This window comes from Helcococcus ovis, assembly GCF_004524775.2.
GTDB classification, from domain to species: domain Bacteria; phylum Bacillota; class Clostridia; order Tissierellales; family Peptoniphilaceae; genus Helcococcus; species Helcococcus ovis.
Genome location: NZ_CP119081.1, coordinates 1,144,977 through 1,164,037, shown reverse-complemented (window position 1 = coordinate 1,164,037; position 19,061 = coordinate 1,144,977). Strand labels below are relative to the sequence as shown.

Here is a 19,061-nt window from a genome sequence, read left to right as displayed (position 1 = left end):
GTTGTCCTAAAAAAGTTATTTGATTTCAGCTTTTCTTTTTTATTAAACAAAAATATGTTAAAATATAAAAATGAAAGGTGGTGTAATTTTGGAATTTTTTAATGAATTAAAAATTGCTTTTATGACCATAAAAATAACTGATATTATTGATGTTTTAGTTATGACATTTATTATTTATAAAGTTATTATGTTAGTAAGAGAAACTAGAGCTGCTCAGTTATTAAAAGGTCTATTTTTAATACTTATATTTTCTAGAATAAGTATATTATTGAATTTGTATACTGTAAATTGGCTTATTTCAAGCGTGTTTACTGTTGGTATGGTATTAATTATTGTAGTATTTCAACCTGAACTTAGACGTGCTTTTGAAAAACTTGGTAGATCAAATAGTATTTTTACATCAATTGTAAAATTAAAAGTTCAGCAGATAAATTTTAAGACTGAGGAGATAGTAAATGCCGTAGCATCATTATCAAGGCAAAAAATAGGAGCATTAATTGTGATTGAAAATGGAGTTGGTTTGGCTGATATTGTTGAAACGGGGACAATGCTTAATTCTGAAATATCCAGTGAGCTAATTATTAATTTATTCTTTCCAAAATCTCCATTGCATGATGGAGCAGTGATTATAAAAGATGAAAAAATTGTTGCTGCCGGATGTTTTTTGCCATTGTCATCAAATAATTCTCTATCAAAGGAATTAGGAACCAGACATAGAGCAGCCTTAGGGATGAGCGAAAAATCTGATGCGTTTATAATAGTTGTTTCAGAAGAAACCGGTATTATTACAACGGTTCAAAATTCAAGTATTTCAAGACATATAGATAGTGAAACTCTAAAAAATACACTAAATAAATTATTTGCTGATAGTGATAACACTATTTTTAAGAAGATAACTAGTGGAGATGAAAATGGAAATAATTAAAAGAAATTGGAAAATTAAATTATTATCTCTATTTATTGCGATAGTTCTTTGGGTATTCATAATTGCAAATGAAAATCCAACAGTTAATACGAGGATAAGCAGTATACCTATAATATATGAAAATTTGGATAAATTAGATCAAAAAGGGCTGATACTGAATCAAGATATAACTAAAAATTTAGATGTATCAGTTTCAGGAAAAAGATCAAATATTATAAGTTTAACACCACAACATATAATAATTTCCGCAGATTTATCAAATATTAAAGAAGGACGAAATAAGGTAAGCCTTAGTTATACACTTCCGGAGGGAATAAAATTAGAAGATGCTCCAAAGACTATGGATGTAAACATAGAAAAAATTATAACAAAGGACTTTATTGTTAAGGTCAAAAATGAATCAAAACTACAGGCTGATTATATTTTAGAATCGACTAAAGTAACACCTGAAAAAATTACTGTTAAAGGTTCCAGATCTAATATTGATAGTATAAAAAATATTTTTGTAAAATTGGATTTATCTAATTTAGATAGTGATATTACTTTGAATAAGGAAATATATGCTGAAAACTCTGATGGAGAACAGGTTGAGGGTTTAGTTTTTGGTCAAGAATTTGTAAATATAAATGCATTAGTTTCTAAACAAAAAGAGGTATCTATTACAATTTCTAAAAAAGGTAATGTACCGAGCGGATATAAATTTATTGATTCTAAATTAAGTAAAAGCAAGGTATACATAAAAGGACCTAAAAATGTAATAGATAATATTAAAAGTATAAAAACAGAAGATATCGATTTGTCAAATATTACTGAAAGTAAAAAAATTGATGTAAAATTAAGTCTTCCAACAGATGTAGTATTAGTAGATTCAAATACAAATTACACAGTAGATATAAGTGTAAAAAAACTGGAAACAGCAAAAGAAGTTAAAGAATAAAATAGGAGAAAAAAATGAGTGAAGTTAGAGTAAGATTTGCACCAAGTCCAACGGGGTATGTTCATATTGGTGGTTTAAGGACGGCGTTATATAATTATTTATTTGCTAGACATGAAAAAGGTAAATTCATTTTAAGAATTGAAGATACAGATAGAACAAGATATGTTGAAGGTGCATTAGAAAATCTTATAGAAGTTTTACAATGGGCAGGATTAGATTATGATGAAGGTGTATTTTTAGATGAAAATAGAAATATTTATGAAAAAGGACAATATGGTCCATACATCCAATCCGACAGAGTAAAAGAAGGTATATATGATAAACATATAAAAAAATTAATAGATGAAGATAAGGCATATTATTGCTTTTGTACAGCGGATAGATTAAATAATTTGAGAGAACAACAAAAAGCTGATGGTAAAATGCCGAAATATGATGGTTTATGTAGAGGTATTTCAAAAGAAGAAGCTCAAAAAAGAGTTGATGCCGGTGAACCGCACGTTGTAAGGTTAAAATTACCGGCAAATAAGGATATTCAATTTAACGATGCAATTAAAGGTCATTTGAGTATAAATACAAATGATATGGATGACCAAGTTTTGATTAAAACTGATGGATTTCCAACATATCACTTTGCAGTAGTTATAGATGACCATGATATGAAAATTACTCACGTTGTAAGAGGGGATGAATGGGTTTCGTCAACACCAAAACATGTTTATTTATATGAAGCTTTGGGATGGGAAGCTCCAACATATGTTCACCTTCCAACCGTTTTAGGAAAAGATAAAAAGAAATTATCTAAGAGAAATGCAGATGTTTCAGTTGAAGACTTTAAGCAAAAAGGATATTTAAGAGATGCGTTAATTAACTATATTGCACTTGTCGGATGGTCTCCGGAAACAAATCAAGAAATACTTTCACATGATGAGTTAGTAAAACAATTTAGTTTTGAAAGGGTGTCCAGATCAGGAGGGGTATTTGATGAAGATAAACTTGATTGGGTAAATAGCCATTATATCAAAGAATTATCAGATTCAGAATTGGCAGCAGAATTAAAACCTTATTTAGTTGAATGCGGATATATTTCAGAAGATAAGTCGATTGAAGAATTAGAAGAAATAGCTGCTACATTCAAGACCTCACTAAATAAATTTTCTGAAATTGTAAAGCAAACGGATTTCATTTTTGCTGATTATCAAAATGGAGTATTTTATGATGAAGTTAAAGAAAATATAAATTCAGAAGATGCAAAGAAAGTTTTAACTACATTAAAAGTAATTGTTGAAAATGAAGGGATGAACGAAGAACTAGCGAAATCTGTTATGAAGAGAATTCAAAAAGAAACAGGAATAAAAGGAAAATCATTATTCTTTCCGGTAAGATCAGCACTATCAGGTTCAGAACATGGACCGGAAATGGTTCACATCTTTATGATTCTTGGAAAAGAGGGGATTTTAAATAGATTAAACTATGTTTTAGAGAATTATTAATATGAAAATTTATAATACATTATCAAGAAAAAAAGAAGAATTTAAAACGATTGAAGAAAATAAAGTAAGAATGTATGTATGTGGACCAACAGTCTATAACTATATTCATATTGGAAATGCCAGACCGCTTGTGTTTTTTGATACAGTTAGAAGATATTTAGAATATAAAAATTATAATGTAAAATTTGTAATGAATTTGACTGATATTGATGATAAAATTATAGATAAGGCAAATGAAGAAGGTGTAGAATTTACAGATATTACAAAGACATATATTGCAGCATTTTTAAAAAATGCTGAAGATTTCAATGTTGATGTTGATAAAATTATAAAGCCTCAAGCAACAAATTATATTGATGATATGATTAATTTTATTTCTGATTTGGAAAAACAAGGGGCAGCATATGATGCATCTACTACTGTATATTTTAATATTGACAGTGCTGAAAATTATGGAAAATTGTCAAAGAAAAATATTGAAGAATTAGAATTAGGTTCAAGAATTGATGTAAGTGGAGATAAAAAAAATCCTATGGATTTTGCATTATGGAAAAAACAAAAATATCCTAATGAACCTGCATGGGATAGTCCATGGGGAAAGGGTAGACCGGGTTGGCATATTGAGTGTTCTACAATGGCTAAGTCAGTTTTAGGAGAAACTATAGATATTCATGGTGGTGGAGAGGATTTACAATTTCCTCATCATGAAAATGAAATTGCACAGTCAGAAACATTAAATAAAAAGCCATTTGCAAATTATTGGATGCATAATTCTATGATTACAGTTGATAAAGAAAAAATGAGTAAATCAAAAGGAAATTTCTTTACAATTCATGATATTGAAAAAGAATTTGATTTAATGATAGTAAGGATGTGGCTTTTATCAGGTCACTATAGAACACCTATTGATTTTTCAAGGGAAAATTTATTGGCTATAAAAAATGCCTATGATAGGTTAAAAAATACAAATGATGAATTAAATAGATTTATTGAAAATTCTAATAATTATTCTGAATTTATTGCTGATAAAATTGATGAATTTGAAATTAAATTTTCAGGTGCAATGGATGATGATTTTAATACAGCAAATGCCTTAGCGGTAATTTTTGATTTTTCAAGATTTATCAATATAAACTATAGCGAAAATTCTTCAAAAAAAGAATTAGAATATGTAAAAAATAAATTTGATATTTTAGTTGATTTATTAGGTATTAAGTTTAAGAATGAAATTCTTGAAGAAGAAATTGAAAATTTAATAGCTGAAAGAACAGAAGCTAGAAAAAAACGTGATTTTAAGAGAGCTGATGAAATTAGAGATTTATTAAAAGAAAAAGGAATAGAATTAAAAGACACATCTACAGGGGTAATGTGGAATAAATTATAGGTAAATTATATGTCAGATTATATATTTGGAAGAAATTCTGTAATTGAATATTTAGAAAATATGGATGGTGCTGAAAAGCTATATATTCAAAATGGAAATCAAAAGGGTGCTATTTCTAAAATAATTAAATTAGCAAATGAAAAGAAAATTTCAATAGTTGGTATAAATAAGAATGAATTAGATAAAATGACAAATTTTTCTAATCATCAAGGAGTTTATTTACAAACTAAAGATTATGAATATTCTACATTGGAAGATATTATTGAATATGGCAAAAATCAAGAAAAGGATCCATTAATTGTGCTTTTGGATGAAATTACGGATCCTCATAATTTAGGAGCAATAATCCGTACATCTGAAGCTGCTGGTGCAACAGGTGTTATAATTACAAAGCATCGTTCTGCAGGAGTTAATAATACAGTACATAAAACATCTGCAGGAGCTACAGTTCATATGAAAGTTGCAATGGTGACAAATTTAAATCAAACAATAGAAATATTGAAAAATAATGGATATTGGATATATGGTGCAGATGGTCATACAGATACACTTTATAATCAAGTTGATTTTAGTGGTTCAGTTGGATTGGTAATCGGTAACGAGGGAAAGGGAATTTCAAAATTAACAAAACAAAAGTGTGATTATTTAATAAAAATTCCTATGTATGGAAAAACTGAATCATTAAATGCATCAGTTTCAGCATCAATTCTTATATATGGAATTATAAATAGTAAACATAAGATTTAAATTTTAATAAAATTAGAGGATTGTTGTAAAATAATCTTTTTGACTATTTTACAACAATCCTCTAAAGTTTTTAGATTATTTTTAAAATTCAAAAACTCAGTTATGACCGAGGAGTTTTAATTTGGAGGCGGTAACCGGATTTGAACCGGTGCTCGAGGTGTTGCAGACCTATGCCTTACCGCTTGGCTATACCGCCAAATTCGTTACTTAATTATTATATCAAATAGATATAATTTTTCAAGTGGAAATAGAAAGTTTTAAAATTTTTAAAAGAATGTGAGGATAAAAATGATAAAGTTAATGAAAAAACTTACAAAAAAACAAGTTATATTAATTATTTTATCAATTGTGTTGATTTTCGGACAAGTTTGGTTTGAGCTTAAAATGCCTGATTATATGGCTGAAGTTACAAGACTTGTACAGACACCGGGAACACAGATTAGTGATATATGGTATAACGGAATGTGTATGCTTTTATGTACATTAGGTTCAATTTTGATTGCTGTAATTTCCGGATATTTAATTTCATATATATCATCATTGTTTTCATATAATATTACAAAAGAATTATTTAAGAAGATACAATCATTTTCATTTGAAAATATTGAAAAGTTTTCTACAGCAAGTTTAATAACCAGAAGCACAAACGACGTAACTCAGATAGAGATGTTTCTTGGATTTGGGATGATGATATTTATAAAATCACCAATTATGGCTTTTTGGGCTATAAGAAAAATATTAAATAAAGGTATAGAGTGGACAATAGCAACAGGTATCGCTGTTATAATTATGCTAATTGTATTATCATTTTTAATTTTTATTGTAATACCTAAAATTCAAGTTTTACAAACTCTTATAGATAAATTAAATTTGGTTTCAAGAGAAAATATAACAGGGATAAGGGTTATAAGAGCCTTTAATGCGGAAAAATTTCATGAAGATAAAATTGCAAGTGTTAATGAAAAATTAACATCTTTGCAAAAATTCATACAAAAATCATTTGCGATAATGCAACCTATGATGATGACTATAATGTATATACTTACATTAGTTATTTATATAATAGGGGCTAGATTGATATCTGAGGCTATACTTCCTGATAAAATTAATATTTTTGGTAATATGATAGTATTTTCAGCATATTCTATGCAAGTTATTATGTCATTTTTGATGATGGCGTTTTTAATGGTAATGTATTCAAGATCTCAAGTATCTGCTGATCGTATTAATGAAGTTTTTGATACTGAAGAAACTATATATTCGGGTAGTTTTAGTGGAGAAACTCAAGAAAAGGGTATTATTGAATTTAAAAATGTATCGTTTAAATACCCTGATGCTTCAGAATATGTATTAAACAATATTTCATTTAAAACTAAAAAGGGAGAAACTTTAGCATTTATAGGAACAACCGGATCAGGAAAGTCAACTTTAATAAATTTGGTTACAAGATTTTATGATGTGACGAGTGGTGAAATTTTAATTGATGGAATAAATGTTAAAGAATATGATTTTAAAACACTTTATAATAAGATTGGTTATGTACCTCAACAGGCAGTAATGTTTAATTTATCTGTAAAAGAAAATATTGCTTTTGGAAAAGGTGGGACAAATGTGGATGAAAGTATTATAGATGAAGCTATATCTATATCACAATCTCAAGAATTTGTTGAAAAAATGGATGAAGGCAAAGATTCCATGATAGCTCGAGGAGGTACTAATGTATCCGGAGGTCAAAAACAAAGACTTTCAATTGCAAGAGCTATAGCTAGAAGGGCGGAAATATTTATTTTTGATGATTCATTTTCAGCATTAGATTTCAAAACGGAATCAACCCTTAGAAAGCAATTAAAAGAAAATACAAATGAAGCAACTACATTGATTGTAGCATCAAGAGTAGGTTCGATAATGAAAGCTGACAAAATTATTTTACTTGACAATGGTGAAATTTCCGGAATAGGAACACACAAAAAATTATGGGAAAATAATGAATTATATAGAGAGATAGTTAGATCACAATTATCAGAGGAGGAAATCAATGAGTCAATCAAATAGTAAAACAAATACTTCTTCTCAAAGACATAGAGGTGGTCGTGGTCAAGAATTGGCAGAAAATCCTAAAAATTTTGGTAAAGCAATAAAGAGAATGTTGAAAGAAATTAAAGGGCAAAAAATATTTTTGTTAATTTCAATTATACTTGCTTTGTTTTCTTCAATTATAACAATTTATTCTCCGACAAAATTATCGGAGTTAACAGATGAAATAACGAAATCTATTAAAATTGATAATAATAAATTTGCTGAAATTGCAAAGAAAGTTTCTGAAAATTTAAAAATTGATAGTCAAAAAAGTATTTATATTGATGGTGTTGAGGTTTCTTCAAATGATCAAATAAAATATTTAGAATTAATGAAAAATTTAAATAAAGAAGCGAAAGATAAAAATATTAAAAAAGATTCACCAAAGGATCAACAAAAAAGCATTTTAGCTTTTTATAAAAAATTACCAAATTCTATTAGAGGAATAGTTGAACCTAAATTAAATCTTAATGTTATATGGAATATTGCAAAAATTTTATTGCTTATTTATATAGTTTCAGCAATATTAAGTTACATACAAGCTATAATAGTATCAGAAGTAACTAATAATTTTTCAAGAGATTTAAGGAAAAGTGTTGGAAATAAAATTAATAAATTACCATTAAATTTTTTCGATACACATCAGGTTGGAGATATTTTGTCTAGAATTACCAATGACGTAGACACTATTTCAACAAGTTTAAATCAATCATTGGGGCAAATGGCAACATCTATAACTTTAATTTTGGGTTCAGTAGTAATGATGTTTTATACAAACTGGATTTTAGCATTAGTAGCTATTTTATCCAGTTTAGCGGGATTTGCAATGATGGGAATAATATTATCGAAATCTCAAAAATATTTTAATGATAGACAGATTGAGTTGGGTAAGTTAAATGGACATATTGAAGAAGTATTTTCCGGATTAAATATAGTTAAGGCATATAATGCTGGAGAAGAAACATTAAATAAATTTAATGAATTAAATTATAAATTATATGATTCAAATCTGAAAAGTAAATTTTTATCGAGTTTAATGTATCCTATAATGACATTTGTTGGAAATTTAGGATTTGTATCAGTTTCAATAGTTGGAGCTGTTTTAGCGAAAAATGGTACTATAACATTTGGTGTAATAATAGCATTTATTACATATGTAAAATTATTTACAAATCCTTTAACAGGTATTGCACAGTCTGTATCTTCATTACAGTCGTCGGCAGCATCAAGTGAAAGAGTATTTGAATTTTTAGATGAATCGGAAATGGATGATGAATCATCAAAAACATCAATACTAAATCCTAATGAAGTAAAAGGAAAAATTGAATTTAGGGATGTTGTATTTAAATATCCAAGTAACGAAAAACCAACTATAAAAAGTTTTTCTGCGGTTGCATATCCTGGACAAAAAATTGCCATAGTTGGGCCAACAGGTGCAGGAAAATCAACAATGGTAAATCTATTAATGAAGTTTTATGATATTACAGATGGTGAAATACTAATTGATGATGTACCTATAAAAAACATTAAAAGAGAAAATATCCATCAGTTATTTACAATGATTCTTCAAGACACATGGTTATTTAAGGGAACAATAAGAGAAAATATAGTCTATAATATGCCAAATGTAACACAAGAAGAGCTCGATTCTTTAACAGAATTCATAGGATTGAAGCATTTTATTAATACTTTACCTGAAAAATATGAAACTGAAATTAGAGATAATGATTCTGTTAGTGCAGGTCAAAGACAATTACTTACAATTGCAAGAGGTATGATGAAAAATTCTCCATTTTTAATTTTAGATGAGGCAACATCAAACGTTGATACTCGTACTGAAGAATTGATTCAAATAGCAATGGATAAACTTATGACAGGTAAGACTTCATTTATTATTGCACATAGACTTTCAACAATTGTAAATGCTGATTTAATATTAGTAATGAATGAAGGAAATATTATAGAACAAGGAACGCATGAAGAACTATTAACTCAAAACGGTTTCTATGCAGATCTTTATAATTCACAATTTAGTTTGTAAAAATGTGATAAAAAATTCCACTTGGAAACTTTAATTTTTTAGTGAATATCACTCTAAAATTTCCAAGTGGAATTATCAATATATATTTTTAAACTATTAAAAATTATTTTATTTCAAATATCATATCAGCATTTTCCATTTCATTCTTTTCATCATAAACGAAAGGCTTTCTGATTCTAAAAATACCTTTATAATTTTTTGTGAAGTTTTCAGGTAAATTCAATTCAAATTCTTTAAATTCACTTGGCTTCAGTTTAAATAATATATTTTTAAAATTTTGATTTACACTTAATTCTTCCCAATTTCTTTCATTATTTAATTTATAAATTATATAAAAGTCTGAAAATGTATAGTTTAAATCTTTATTATTTCTTAATTCATAAATGATTGTGTTATTTTTCAGTTCTTTAACTATAGCAGTGACTTTTTTTGATGTATCTTCTGGTAGAAAATCATTTAATTGATTATTTGTACTACATGAAACAAGTATCACTGCAAATCCAATAGAAAATAACCTCTTTAATGTTTTCATTATTCTCTCCTGATTAAAATATTGATTTTTCAATGGATTAATTGTTTTTTCTATATTTTGTGATAATGATATCATATTTATATTATATTTACAATAAACCATGAAAAATTTGAATTAAAATATGTTAAAATTTAGCTCAAATGTGCAATTTATGATATAATTATATAGATTATGGAGGAATTTATGAAAGATAAATTAGAAAATATAAAAATTAATTCATTGGAAATTATCAATAATGCAAAAGAAGATAAAGAATTAGAAGATTTAAGAATAAATATTTTAGGAAAAAAAGGAGAGTTAACTCTATTATTAAGAGAAATGGGTAAACTTTCAAAAGAAGAAAGACCTGTAATGGGAAAATTAGCTAATGAGGTTAGAGAAGAAATTCAAATAGCGTTGGATGAAAAGAAAAAAAGTTTTAAGTGGGAAAAATTAAAATTAAAATTAATCTCAGAAACTATTGACGTTACGGCACAAAAAGATATTGTATCAATAGGTCATAGACATCCTCTAAACCAAACAATGGAAGAATTAGAAAATTTATTTAGATATATGGGATTCTCAGTTATAGACGGTCCAGAAATTGAAACTGTAGAAAATAACTTTGATAAATTAAATTCTCCAAAAAACCATCCTTCAAGAGATTTAAGTGATACATTTTATATAGATAAAGAAACATTACTAAGAACTCATACATCACCAGTTCAAGTTAGAACTATGATGCAACAAGAGCCGCCAATTAGAATGGTATCAGCAGGAAGAACATTTAGATTTGATGAAGTAGATGCTACACACTCACCAATGTTCCATCAAATTGAAGGTCTAGTTGTAGGTGAAAATGTTTCTATGGCTAATTTAATTGACACAATAAATGTATTTATAAAAGAGCTATTTGGTGAAGAATTTGAAACAAGATTTAGACCTCATTATTTTCCATTTACAGAACCATCAATGGAGGTAGATGTTTCTTGCTTTAATTGTAAGGGAAAAGGATGTGATGTTTGCCATCATACAGGTTGGTCAATGGAATTATTAGGCTGTGGTATGGTACATCCTCAAGTATTAGAAAATTGTGGTATTGATAGTGAAAAATATACTGGATTTGCATTTGGAATGGGTGTAGATAGGATTACAATGGTTAAATATGGATTAAAAGATATTAGAACATTGTATGATAACGACAAGAGATTTTTAGAACAATTTTAGGAGGATAGATGTTAGTTCCGGTAAAATGGCTTAGAGAATATTTAGATATTGAAGCTGATGCAAGAGAAATAGCTAATAGGGTTACAGATTCAGGTTCACACGTTGAATCAATTCAAAAATATGAAGGATTATCAAACCTAGTTATAGCAAAAATTTTAGATATTAAAAAACATGAAAATGCAGATAAGTTATCATTAGTTGATATTGATTTTGGAAAAGGCATAGAAACAATTGTAACTGGTGCTAAAAATATGAAAATAGGAGATAATGTTGTATTTGCCAAATTAGGAGCAACATTACCGGGAGGCATTGTAATTAAAGAAGCTACACTACAGGGGGTAGTATCAAAAGGAATGCTTTGCGGATATAGTGAATTGGAAGTTTCAGAAAATTTAGTTCCTAAAAATTCGGAAGATGGACTTATCATATTAAATGATGATGCAAAAGTTGGAGAAGATGCAGTAAAAGCATTAGGTTTAGATGATTCAATTATTGAGTTTGAAATTACTCCAAATAGACCTGATTGTTTATCAATTATTGGTATGGCAAGAGAAGTTGCTGCAGTATTTGATAAAAAAATACAAGAACCCTCTATGAAAGTTGAAAATACAGTTGATTCTTACAAACAATACTTTAATGGAATAAAAATTGAAACAAATAAAGTAAATAGATTTATGACTGCAATTGTTAAAGATGTTGAAATTAAAGAATCACCGCTATATATTCAAAATTATTTGAGAAATGCAGGCATGAGGCCGATTAATAATATAGTTGACTTTACAAATTTTATTATGCTGGAATATGGACAACCACTTCATGCATATGATTTAGATAAAGTTGAAGGAAAATCTTTAATTGTAAGAATGGCTCGAGATGAAGAAACTATTAAAACACTTGATGATACTGAAAGAAAATTAGTTTCAGAAGATATTGTTATTGCTGATGAAAATTCAAGAGTTATTGGATTAGCCGGTGTAATGGGGGGACAAGACACAGAAGTAACTAAAAATACAAAGAATATATTAATTGAAGCAGCTAGTTTTGATTCGGAAACAATTAGAAAAACATCTAAGAGATTAGCTTTAAGATCAGAAGCTTCATCAAGATTTGAAAAAGGAGTTCCGGCGAAATTAGCAGAATATGGTATTCAAAGATTCTTGAAATTAGTTGAAGAAACAAATTCAGGAAAAGTTGTTTCAGGTATTGAAAGTGTAGAAAATTTTAACCCGAGAGATAGAGTTATCGAATTAAGAAATGATAGAGCAAATTCATTATTGGGACTTGATTTATCAATTGAAGAAACGAAGAAATATTTGGAATCACTTGAGTTGAATACAGAAATTCAAGGCGAAAACTTATTAGTAACAATTCCATATTTCAGAGGTGATTTAACTATTGAAGCTGATTTAATTGAAGAAGTGGGTAGATTATATGGATTTCACAATATTACACCAAAACCTTTAATAGGTGGCTTGACAAAAGGTGTGAAGTCGGATATGAGAAATTTCTTGGATAAAGCAAGAATGGAGCTTTATGCATTAGGATTTTCTGAAATATTAACTTATTCATTTATTTCAAATAAAGTATTTGATAAATTGTGTTTATCAGAAAATGATTCAATGAGAAATACTGTAAAAATAATTAACCCATTAGGCGAAGATTTTTCTGTTATGAGGACAACTTTAATTGGAAATAATTTAGAAGTAGTTAGAAAAAATCTAAATAATAAACAATTTGATTTGAAATTATCTGAAGTTGGTAATACATTTATAAAAAATGGAGAAAATATAGAAGAAGTTAAGTTGATGACATTTTCAGTAGTAGGGAATTATGATTTTTACTATATAAAAGACATACTTTTAACTTTATTTGATACATTTGGAATTAATGATATTAGATTTGAAAGAGAAACAGAAAATTCAATATTTCATTCAGGAAGATGTGCTAATGTATATGTAAATGATACAAAAGTGGCAGTGATAGGAGAAATTAGTCCAATAGTTGCTGAAAATTATGATATTGAAAAGAGAGTTTATATGGTTGAAGCAAATCTTACAGAATTATATAATTTCAAAAAAGATTTAATTCAATATCAAGAAATTTCAAGATATCCACTAGTAGAAAGAGATATCGCTATAGTAGTTGATAAATTTACTCAATCACAAGATATAGTTGATGTTATTAAAGCAAATGGTGGAAAATACTTAAAATTTGTTAAACTATTTGATATTTATAAGGGTTCTCAAATTGCAGAAGATAAAGTTTCTCTTGCATATAAGATTGGATTCCAATCAAATGAATCAACATTGAAAGATGAAGTAATTAAAACAGCTTTTGAAAATATTGTAAATGGCTTAAATAATGCCTTTGATATAGATTTAAGAAGCTAATTGGAGAATATAATGGAAAAAAATAGGTACGAATTTCAGATAAATGGAAACAATTATGTATTAAAAACTCAGAGAAGCAAAGATGAAACTGATAAAATTGTCTATTATGTGGATAGTGAAATAAAAAAAGCTAAAACAGCATTAAATTATCGAAATCCTACCATGCACGCTACATTAGCTTGTTTAAATATAGCGGATGATTTGTATTCGTTAGAGTTAAAACATAAAGAGCTTTTAAAAATTTCAAAAGAGCCTATGGAGAAATATGAACCATTAAAAAATGAATTTGACGAATTTAAAGAATTAAATAAAGACTCATTTGAAAAAATTCAAAAATTAGAGGCTAAAGTTAAAGAACTTGAAAATTATTTAAATTATTTAACTAGTGATAGAGATAAATTTAAATTAGAATTAGATAGACAAATTACACTTTCTGAGAAAGATAGGAAAGATAATGAATATTTAAGAGAAAAGTTATTAGAACAAGAAAAAGAAACTTTGCATGCGAAAAAACAAGTGCAGGAGTTATTAAACGAAAATAGAAAGTAGAAATTTATGGAGCAAAATACAATTGCCACCTTGGAGTGGAATAAAATTAAGGAAGAATTGCAAGAATATTGTTCATCTTCTTTAGGAGCTGAAAAAGCTTCAAAAATTGTCCCATTAACACAATTAGATAAAATTGAATTTTTACAAAATAAGACATCTGATGCGATTGAATTAATAAGAAAATTTTCATTTCCACCATTATATGGGATATATAATTTAAAGGGAATGATTAGTAGATTAAAAAAGCAAGCTGTTTTGGAAAATTTAGAATTGATGCAAATAGCTGATTCTTTAAGGGTTTCTCAAAGTTTAAAAGATTATAAATCTGAATTTGATTCAGAAATTAATGAAGTCGTTAAAATTATAGATAAGCTTTATACAAACACTAGAATTCAAAAAGAAATTGAAAGAATTGTAGTTGATGAAGATACAATTGCTGATGATGCATCAAGAGAATTATTTCAAATAAGAAAGAGTATAAGAGAAAAGACAGAAGAAGCTAGAAATAAGTTAAATTCTATTGTTAAAGAAGATACTACAAATCTTCAAGATGGATTTATTACAATGAGAGATGGAAGATATGTAGTTCCGGTTAAATCAGGAGCAAAATCAAAAGTTCCGGGTATTACTCATGACATTTCAGCTTCAGGACAAACTTTATATATTGAGCCAATGGCTGTAGTTGAAATTAATAATAAAATTAGAGATTTAGAGATTAAAGAAACCGAGGAAATTAGACGAATATTGAAAGAACTTTCTGAAATGATATTTGTTTATCATCATGAAATAGAGAACAATCAATATCTATTAGTTGATCTTGATTTTACTTTTGCAAAGGCAAAATATGCATTAGATAAGATGCATACAAAGCCTTTATTAAATAGTAAAAAAATTATAGATATTAAAAATGCAAGGCATCCATTATTAAAAGGGAAAGTTGTTCCGATTGATGTCAAGTTAGGAGAAAGATATAGTGCATTAGTTATTACTGGTCCAAATACAGGTGGTAAAACTGTGAGTTTGAAAACTTTGGGGCTAGTAGTTATGATGGCACAATCAGGATTGTATATTCCATGTGATGATTTTTCAAAAGTTGCTATATTCAATAATATTTATACAGATATTGGTGACAACCAAAGTATTGAGCAGTCATTATCTACATTTTCGGCATCAATGACAAATATCGTTCATATATTAAAATATGCTAATGATAAATCATTAGTATTATTTGATGAGTTAGGGAATGGTACAGATCCTACAGAAGGAGCCGCACTTGCAATGGCTATTATTGACACATTAGTTAAAAGAGGAACTTTACTGGTTTCTACAACTCATTATAGTGAATTAAAATTATATGCAATGAGTACAGATGGAGTACAGAATGCTAATGTAGAATTTAATGTTGAGACATTATCTCCAACATATAAATTAATAATTGGGAGGCCAGGGAAGTCAAATGCTTTTGAAATTTCTAGGCGATTAGGATTATCTGAAAAGATTCTTTCAATTGCAAGTAATTATGTATCAAAGGAAAATAGAGATTTTGAGGAAATTATTGCTGAAATTGAAACTGATAGAATAAAATTAGATAATGAATTATTATATGTTCAAAAAGAAAAAATGAGATATGAAAAACTTATTGATAATTTTAATAAGGATGTGGGAAAGAAAAAAGAAAAAGCTGAAGAAGAAATTGAGGCTGCAAAATTAGAAGCAAGAAAAATTTTAGAAGATGCTAAAAAACAGTCTAAAGAAATATTAAAACTTGCAAAAAGTCAAAAAGCAAATACAGAAACAAGACAGATAGATAGAGCTTATTCAGAAATTACGGATAAGTTTAAAAAAGCTACCGATAAATTTGAAGAAAAACCGGTTATTAAAAAGAGGTATGGTAAAAATATTACTGTTAAACTTGGTGAAACTGTAAAAGTAATTTCAATGAATGATTTAGCTGTAGTACAGACATTACCTGATAATAAAGGTGATTTAACTGTACAAATGGGAATATTGAAATTTAATGTAAATATCTCTGATTTAGCAAAGACAAATAAGGAAATTGAAATTGAAAAATCACAATCATCATACAGACAGGTATTGAAAAATACATTATTTAAGGATGCTCAATATGAACTTGATGTGAGAGGTCATACAGTAGAAGAAGCTATTATAGAAATAGAAAGCTTTTTTGATAAATCAATTCTAATGGGAATGAAAACAGTTCATATAATACATGGTAAAGGAACAGGAGCTTTAAGAATTGGATTAACAGAGTTTTTCAAAAAATCTAGATATGTAGAAGAGTTTAGAATAGGAAGTATAAAAGAAGGGGGAGCAGGAGTTACAGTAGTAACTTTGAAGTAGTATGGATTATAAAAAAGAGATTTCTAAAATATTAAATTCTTTAGAATTAGATATTTCATTAGATGATATATATTTAAGTATTGAAACACCACCAAACAAAGAAATGGGAGATTTTGCATTTCCATGTTTTAGATTAGCTAAAACTTTAAGAAAAGCACCTGCACAAATTTCTGTGGAATTAGCTGAAAAGATTAGTTCTGAATTATTTAGTGAAATAAGACCTGTTGGACCATATATTAATTTCTTTGTAAATCAAACAAAATTCAATGAGACAGTATTAAAAGAAGTTTTTGATAAAAAGGAAATGTATGGTTCATCAAATGTTGGAAATGGGAAAAATATTGTTATTGATTATAGTTCAACAAATATTGCGAAACCATTTCATATTGGTCATATAAGATCAACAGTTATAGGTGACTCAATTAAGAGAATATACAAATTTTTAGGATATCATGTTGATGCTATAAATTATTTAGGCGATTATGGTACACAATTTGGAGTTTTACTTTCCGCATATAGAAAATGGGGCAATAAAGAAACGATTAATAGCAATCCAATTAGTGAACTATTAAAATTATATGTAAAATATACAGAAGAGGCGGAAGCTAATCCTGAGTTAATGGATGAAGCAAGAGCATGGTTTAAGAAATTAGAAGAAGGTGATGAATTCGCTGTAGAAACATGGACTTGGTTTAAGGAAATAAGCTTAAAAGAGTTTAATAGAGTTTATGATTTATTAGAAATTTCATTCGATTCATATAATGGAGAATTTTATCATGCACAATTTGTTGAAAATGTAATAAAAGAGATGAAAGAAAAAAATCTTTTAACAGAGTCGGAAGGAGCAACAGTTATCGAGATGGGAGAAGATACACCTCCTGCAATAGTGTTGAAAAGAGATGGTTCTTCAACATATATTACTAGGGATGTAGCTACTGCTCTTCACAGAAAGAAAATTTATAATTTTGACAAAAATATTTACGTTGTTGCAACTCAACAAAATCTTCATTTTAAGACACTTAAAGATGTTTTAGCAAAAATGGGATATGAATGGTCTGAAGATTGTGAGCATGTACAATTTGGTATGGTTAGTCTTAAAGATGGTACATTGTCTACAAGAAAAGGAAAAGTTGTATTTTTAGAAGATGTTTTAAATAAAGCAATTGATAAAACTAAAGAAATTATTGAAGATAGAAATCCAAATTTAGAAAATAAAGAAGTTGTTGCGAGAGAAATTGGTATAGGTGCTGTGAAATTTCAAGAATTATTCAATACGAGAATCAAGGATTATGTATTTGACTGGGATCAAGTATTGAATTTTGAAGGTGAAACAGGTCCATATGTACAATATGCACATGCAAGAGCAAATCAAATTTTGGAAAAATTATGTTTAGAACTAAGTAAAGATGTTGATTTTTCATTATTAAATGAGCCACAGGAGGTTGCATTAATGAAGTCAATATATGATGTGCCAAATGTAATTTTAACTGCAAGAGATAAATTAGAACCTTCAGTAATTACAAGACATGTAACAGAAATTGCTCAAAACTTTAATTCATTCTACAATAGTATTCACATATTGAATTCAGAAGATGAAGTGAAAAAAGCAAGAGCGTTACTGGTTTATGCAACAAAAATATCTATAAGTAATTTATTAAGCTTATTAGGCATACATGCTCCAAATAAAATGTAGGAGGATTTATGGATATTATTATAAAAGATTTTATATATGTGAATAAAACTGCCGTTAAAAATTCAATATCTAGTATGAAATATGTCCCGGTATTAGCTTTAATATTATTTGCTCTAGGGGTTGGTGAAAAATATTTATTAAATTTATTTACAACATATACTACACATGGAAACTTTATTTTAGGGTTTATTAGATACATTATTACAATTATATTTGCATCTGCATTAGTTGGAGTTTTATCAGATATTGTAAACTATAATAGATTTAGATTTAAAAATATAATAGATGGTACAAAGAGGTATTATTTACCTATGTCAAATACATTGTTTATTGTTTATGTTGTAGAATACTTAGCTCATATTGTACTAGGAAATATTAATTTTCAATATACATTTATAATTGATATTTTAGTACTTGTTGTATTAAGTACAGTTTATGAAAAAGTATATATTTCTGAAGAATATGGTACAGAAGCTGTGATCTCATCTACTATGTTTATAAAAGATAATATAATTCAATGGTTACCAATAGTTATAATATTTGTTGCAACTAAATTTTTGTTAACAGTGAACTATGCTATTTTTATACTTGATTTTACGTTTATTATTAATGTTGGTTTATATTCATTGATAATGGCTATTCTTTATATCTATAAAGGGCATTTATTTAAGATTTTAGACGGCTCATCAATTAGAAAAAGACAATTTCAAGGGAAGTTTTAGATTAT

14 protein-coding genes and 1 tRNA gene are annotated in these 19,061 nt (G+C 27.6%); 13 read left to right on the top strand and 2 right to left on the bottom strand.

Features of this window, described 5'->3' with window-relative positions; all coding sequences use genetic code 11:
* Positions 1 to 88 precede the first annotated feature (88 nt).
* The 5 genes from cdaA to rlmB are packed head-to-tail and all read left to right on the top strand — an operon-like array spanning position 89 to position 5,486.
* The gene (gene cdaA / locus EQF90_RS05425; protein ID WP_245152852.1) at positions 89 to 925 is read left to right on the top strand and encodes a diadenylate cyclase CdaA; all 837 of its coding nucleotides are present in this window, start codon (positions 89 to 91) and stop codon (positions 923 to 925) included.
* The gene (locus EQF90_RS05420) at positions 912 to 1,862 is read left to right on the top strand and encodes a CdaR family protein (RefSeq protein ID WP_167554100.1); all 951 of its coding nucleotides are present in this window, start codon (positions 912 to 914) and stop codon (positions 1,860 to 1,862) included. Before cdaA ends, EQF90_RS05420 begins: the two co-directional genes overlap by 14 nt.
* A 14-nt stretch (positions 1,863 to 1,876) precedes the next feature.
* A complete protein-coding gene (gene gltX / locus EQF90_RS05415) occupies positions 1,877 to 3,355 on the top strand; it encodes a glutamate--tRNA ligase (protein WP_134711142.1) in 1,479 nt (492 codons plus the stop codon).
* A gap of 1 nt (position 3,356) precedes the next feature.
* Complete coding sequence (cysS, locus tag EQF90_RS05410) at positions 3,357 to 4,739, top strand: cysteine--tRNA ligase (RefSeq protein WP_134711140.1); 1,383 nt, start codon at positions 3,357 to 3,359, stop codon at positions 4,737 to 4,739.
* A 9-nt stretch (positions 4,740 to 4,748) separates the two neighbouring features.
* Positions 4,749 to 5,486 (top strand): 23S rRNA (guanosine(2251)-2'-O)-methyltransferase RlmB, encoded by a 738-nt coding sequence (gene rlmB, locus EQF90_RS05405; protein WP_134711138.1) that lies wholly within the window; start codon positions 4,749 to 4,751, stop codon positions 5,484 to 5,486.
* Between the two features lie 122 nt (positions 5,487 to 5,608).
* Here the strand turns inward: rlmB and EQF90_RS05400 are convergent.
* A tRNA-Cys gene (locus tag EQF90_RS05400) sits at positions 5,609 to 5,682 on the bottom strand.
* 92 nt (positions 5,683 to 5,774) lie between these two features.
* Here EQF90_RS05400 and EQF90_RS05395 point away from each other — a divergent pair.
* A complete protein-coding gene (locus EQF90_RS05395) occupies positions 5,775 to 7,538 on the top strand; it encodes an ABC transporter ATP-binding protein (protein WP_134711136.1) in 1,764 nt (587 codons plus the stop codon).
* Positions 7,522 to 9,603, top strand: a complete 2,082-nt coding sequence (locus EQF90_RS05390) for an ABC transporter ATP-binding protein (protein WP_134711134.1) — start codon at positions 7,522 to 7,524, stop codon at positions 9,601 to 9,603. Before EQF90_RS05395 ends, EQF90_RS05390 begins: the two co-directional genes overlap by 17 nt.
* A gap of 103 nt (positions 9,604 to 9,706) precedes the next feature.
* Here the strand turns inward: EQF90_RS05390 and EQF90_RS05385 are convergent, their stop codons facing one another.
* Positions 9,707 to 10,135, bottom strand: coding sequence for an immunoglobulin-like domain-containing protein (locus tag EQF90_RS05385; RefSeq protein ID WP_134711132.1), 429 nt, complete (start codon positions 10,133 to 10,135; stop codon positions 9,707 to 9,709).
* Positions 10,136 to 10,318: 183 nt separating this feature from the next.
* Here EQF90_RS05385 and pheS point away from each other — a divergent pair, with 183 nt between their 5' ends.
* Genes pheS through EQF90_RS05355 form a run of 6 tightly spaced genes read left to right on the top strand, consistent with a single transcriptional unit; the run spans position 10,319 to position 19,056 of the window.
* On the top strand, positions 10,319 to 11,341 hold the full coding sequence (gene pheS, locus EQF90_RS05380; RefSeq protein ID WP_134711130.1) for a phenylalanine--tRNA ligase subunit alpha: 1,023 nt from the start codon (positions 10,319 to 10,321) through the stop codon (positions 11,339 to 11,341).
* An 8-nt stretch (positions 11,342 to 11,349) separates the two neighbouring features.
* Entirely contained in the window at positions 11,350 to 13,731 is a 2,382-nt protein-coding gene (gene pheT / locus EQF90_RS05375; protein WP_134711128.1) for a phenylalanine--tRNA ligase subunit beta, read from the top strand.
* Positions 13,732 to 13,743: 12 nt separating this feature from the next.
* Complete coding sequence (gene zapA, locus EQF90_RS05370) at positions 13,744 to 14,280, top strand: cell division protein ZapA (RefSeq protein WP_134711126.1); 537 nt, start codon at positions 13,744 to 13,746, stop codon at positions 14,278 to 14,280.
* A gap of 6 nt (positions 14,281 to 14,286) precedes the next feature.
* On the top strand, positions 14,287 to 16,641 hold the full coding sequence (locus EQF90_RS05365; RefSeq protein WP_134711124.1) for an endonuclease MutS2: 2,355 nt from the start codon (positions 14,287 to 14,289) through the stop codon (positions 16,639 to 16,641).
* Position 16,642: 1 nt separating this feature from the next.
* Positions 16,643 to 18,334, top strand: coding sequence for an arginine--tRNA ligase (gene argS / locus EQF90_RS05360; protein ID WP_134711122.1), 1,692 nt, complete (start codon positions 16,643 to 16,645; stop codon positions 18,332 to 18,334).
* An 8-nt stretch (positions 18,335 to 18,342) separates the two neighbouring features.
* On the top strand, positions 18,343 to 19,056 hold the full coding sequence (locus EQF90_RS05355) for a hypothetical protein (protein WP_134711120.1): 714 nt from the start codon (positions 18,343 to 18,345) through the stop codon (positions 19,054 to 19,056).
* The last annotated feature ends 5 nt before the right edge of the window (positions 19,057 to 19,061 follow it).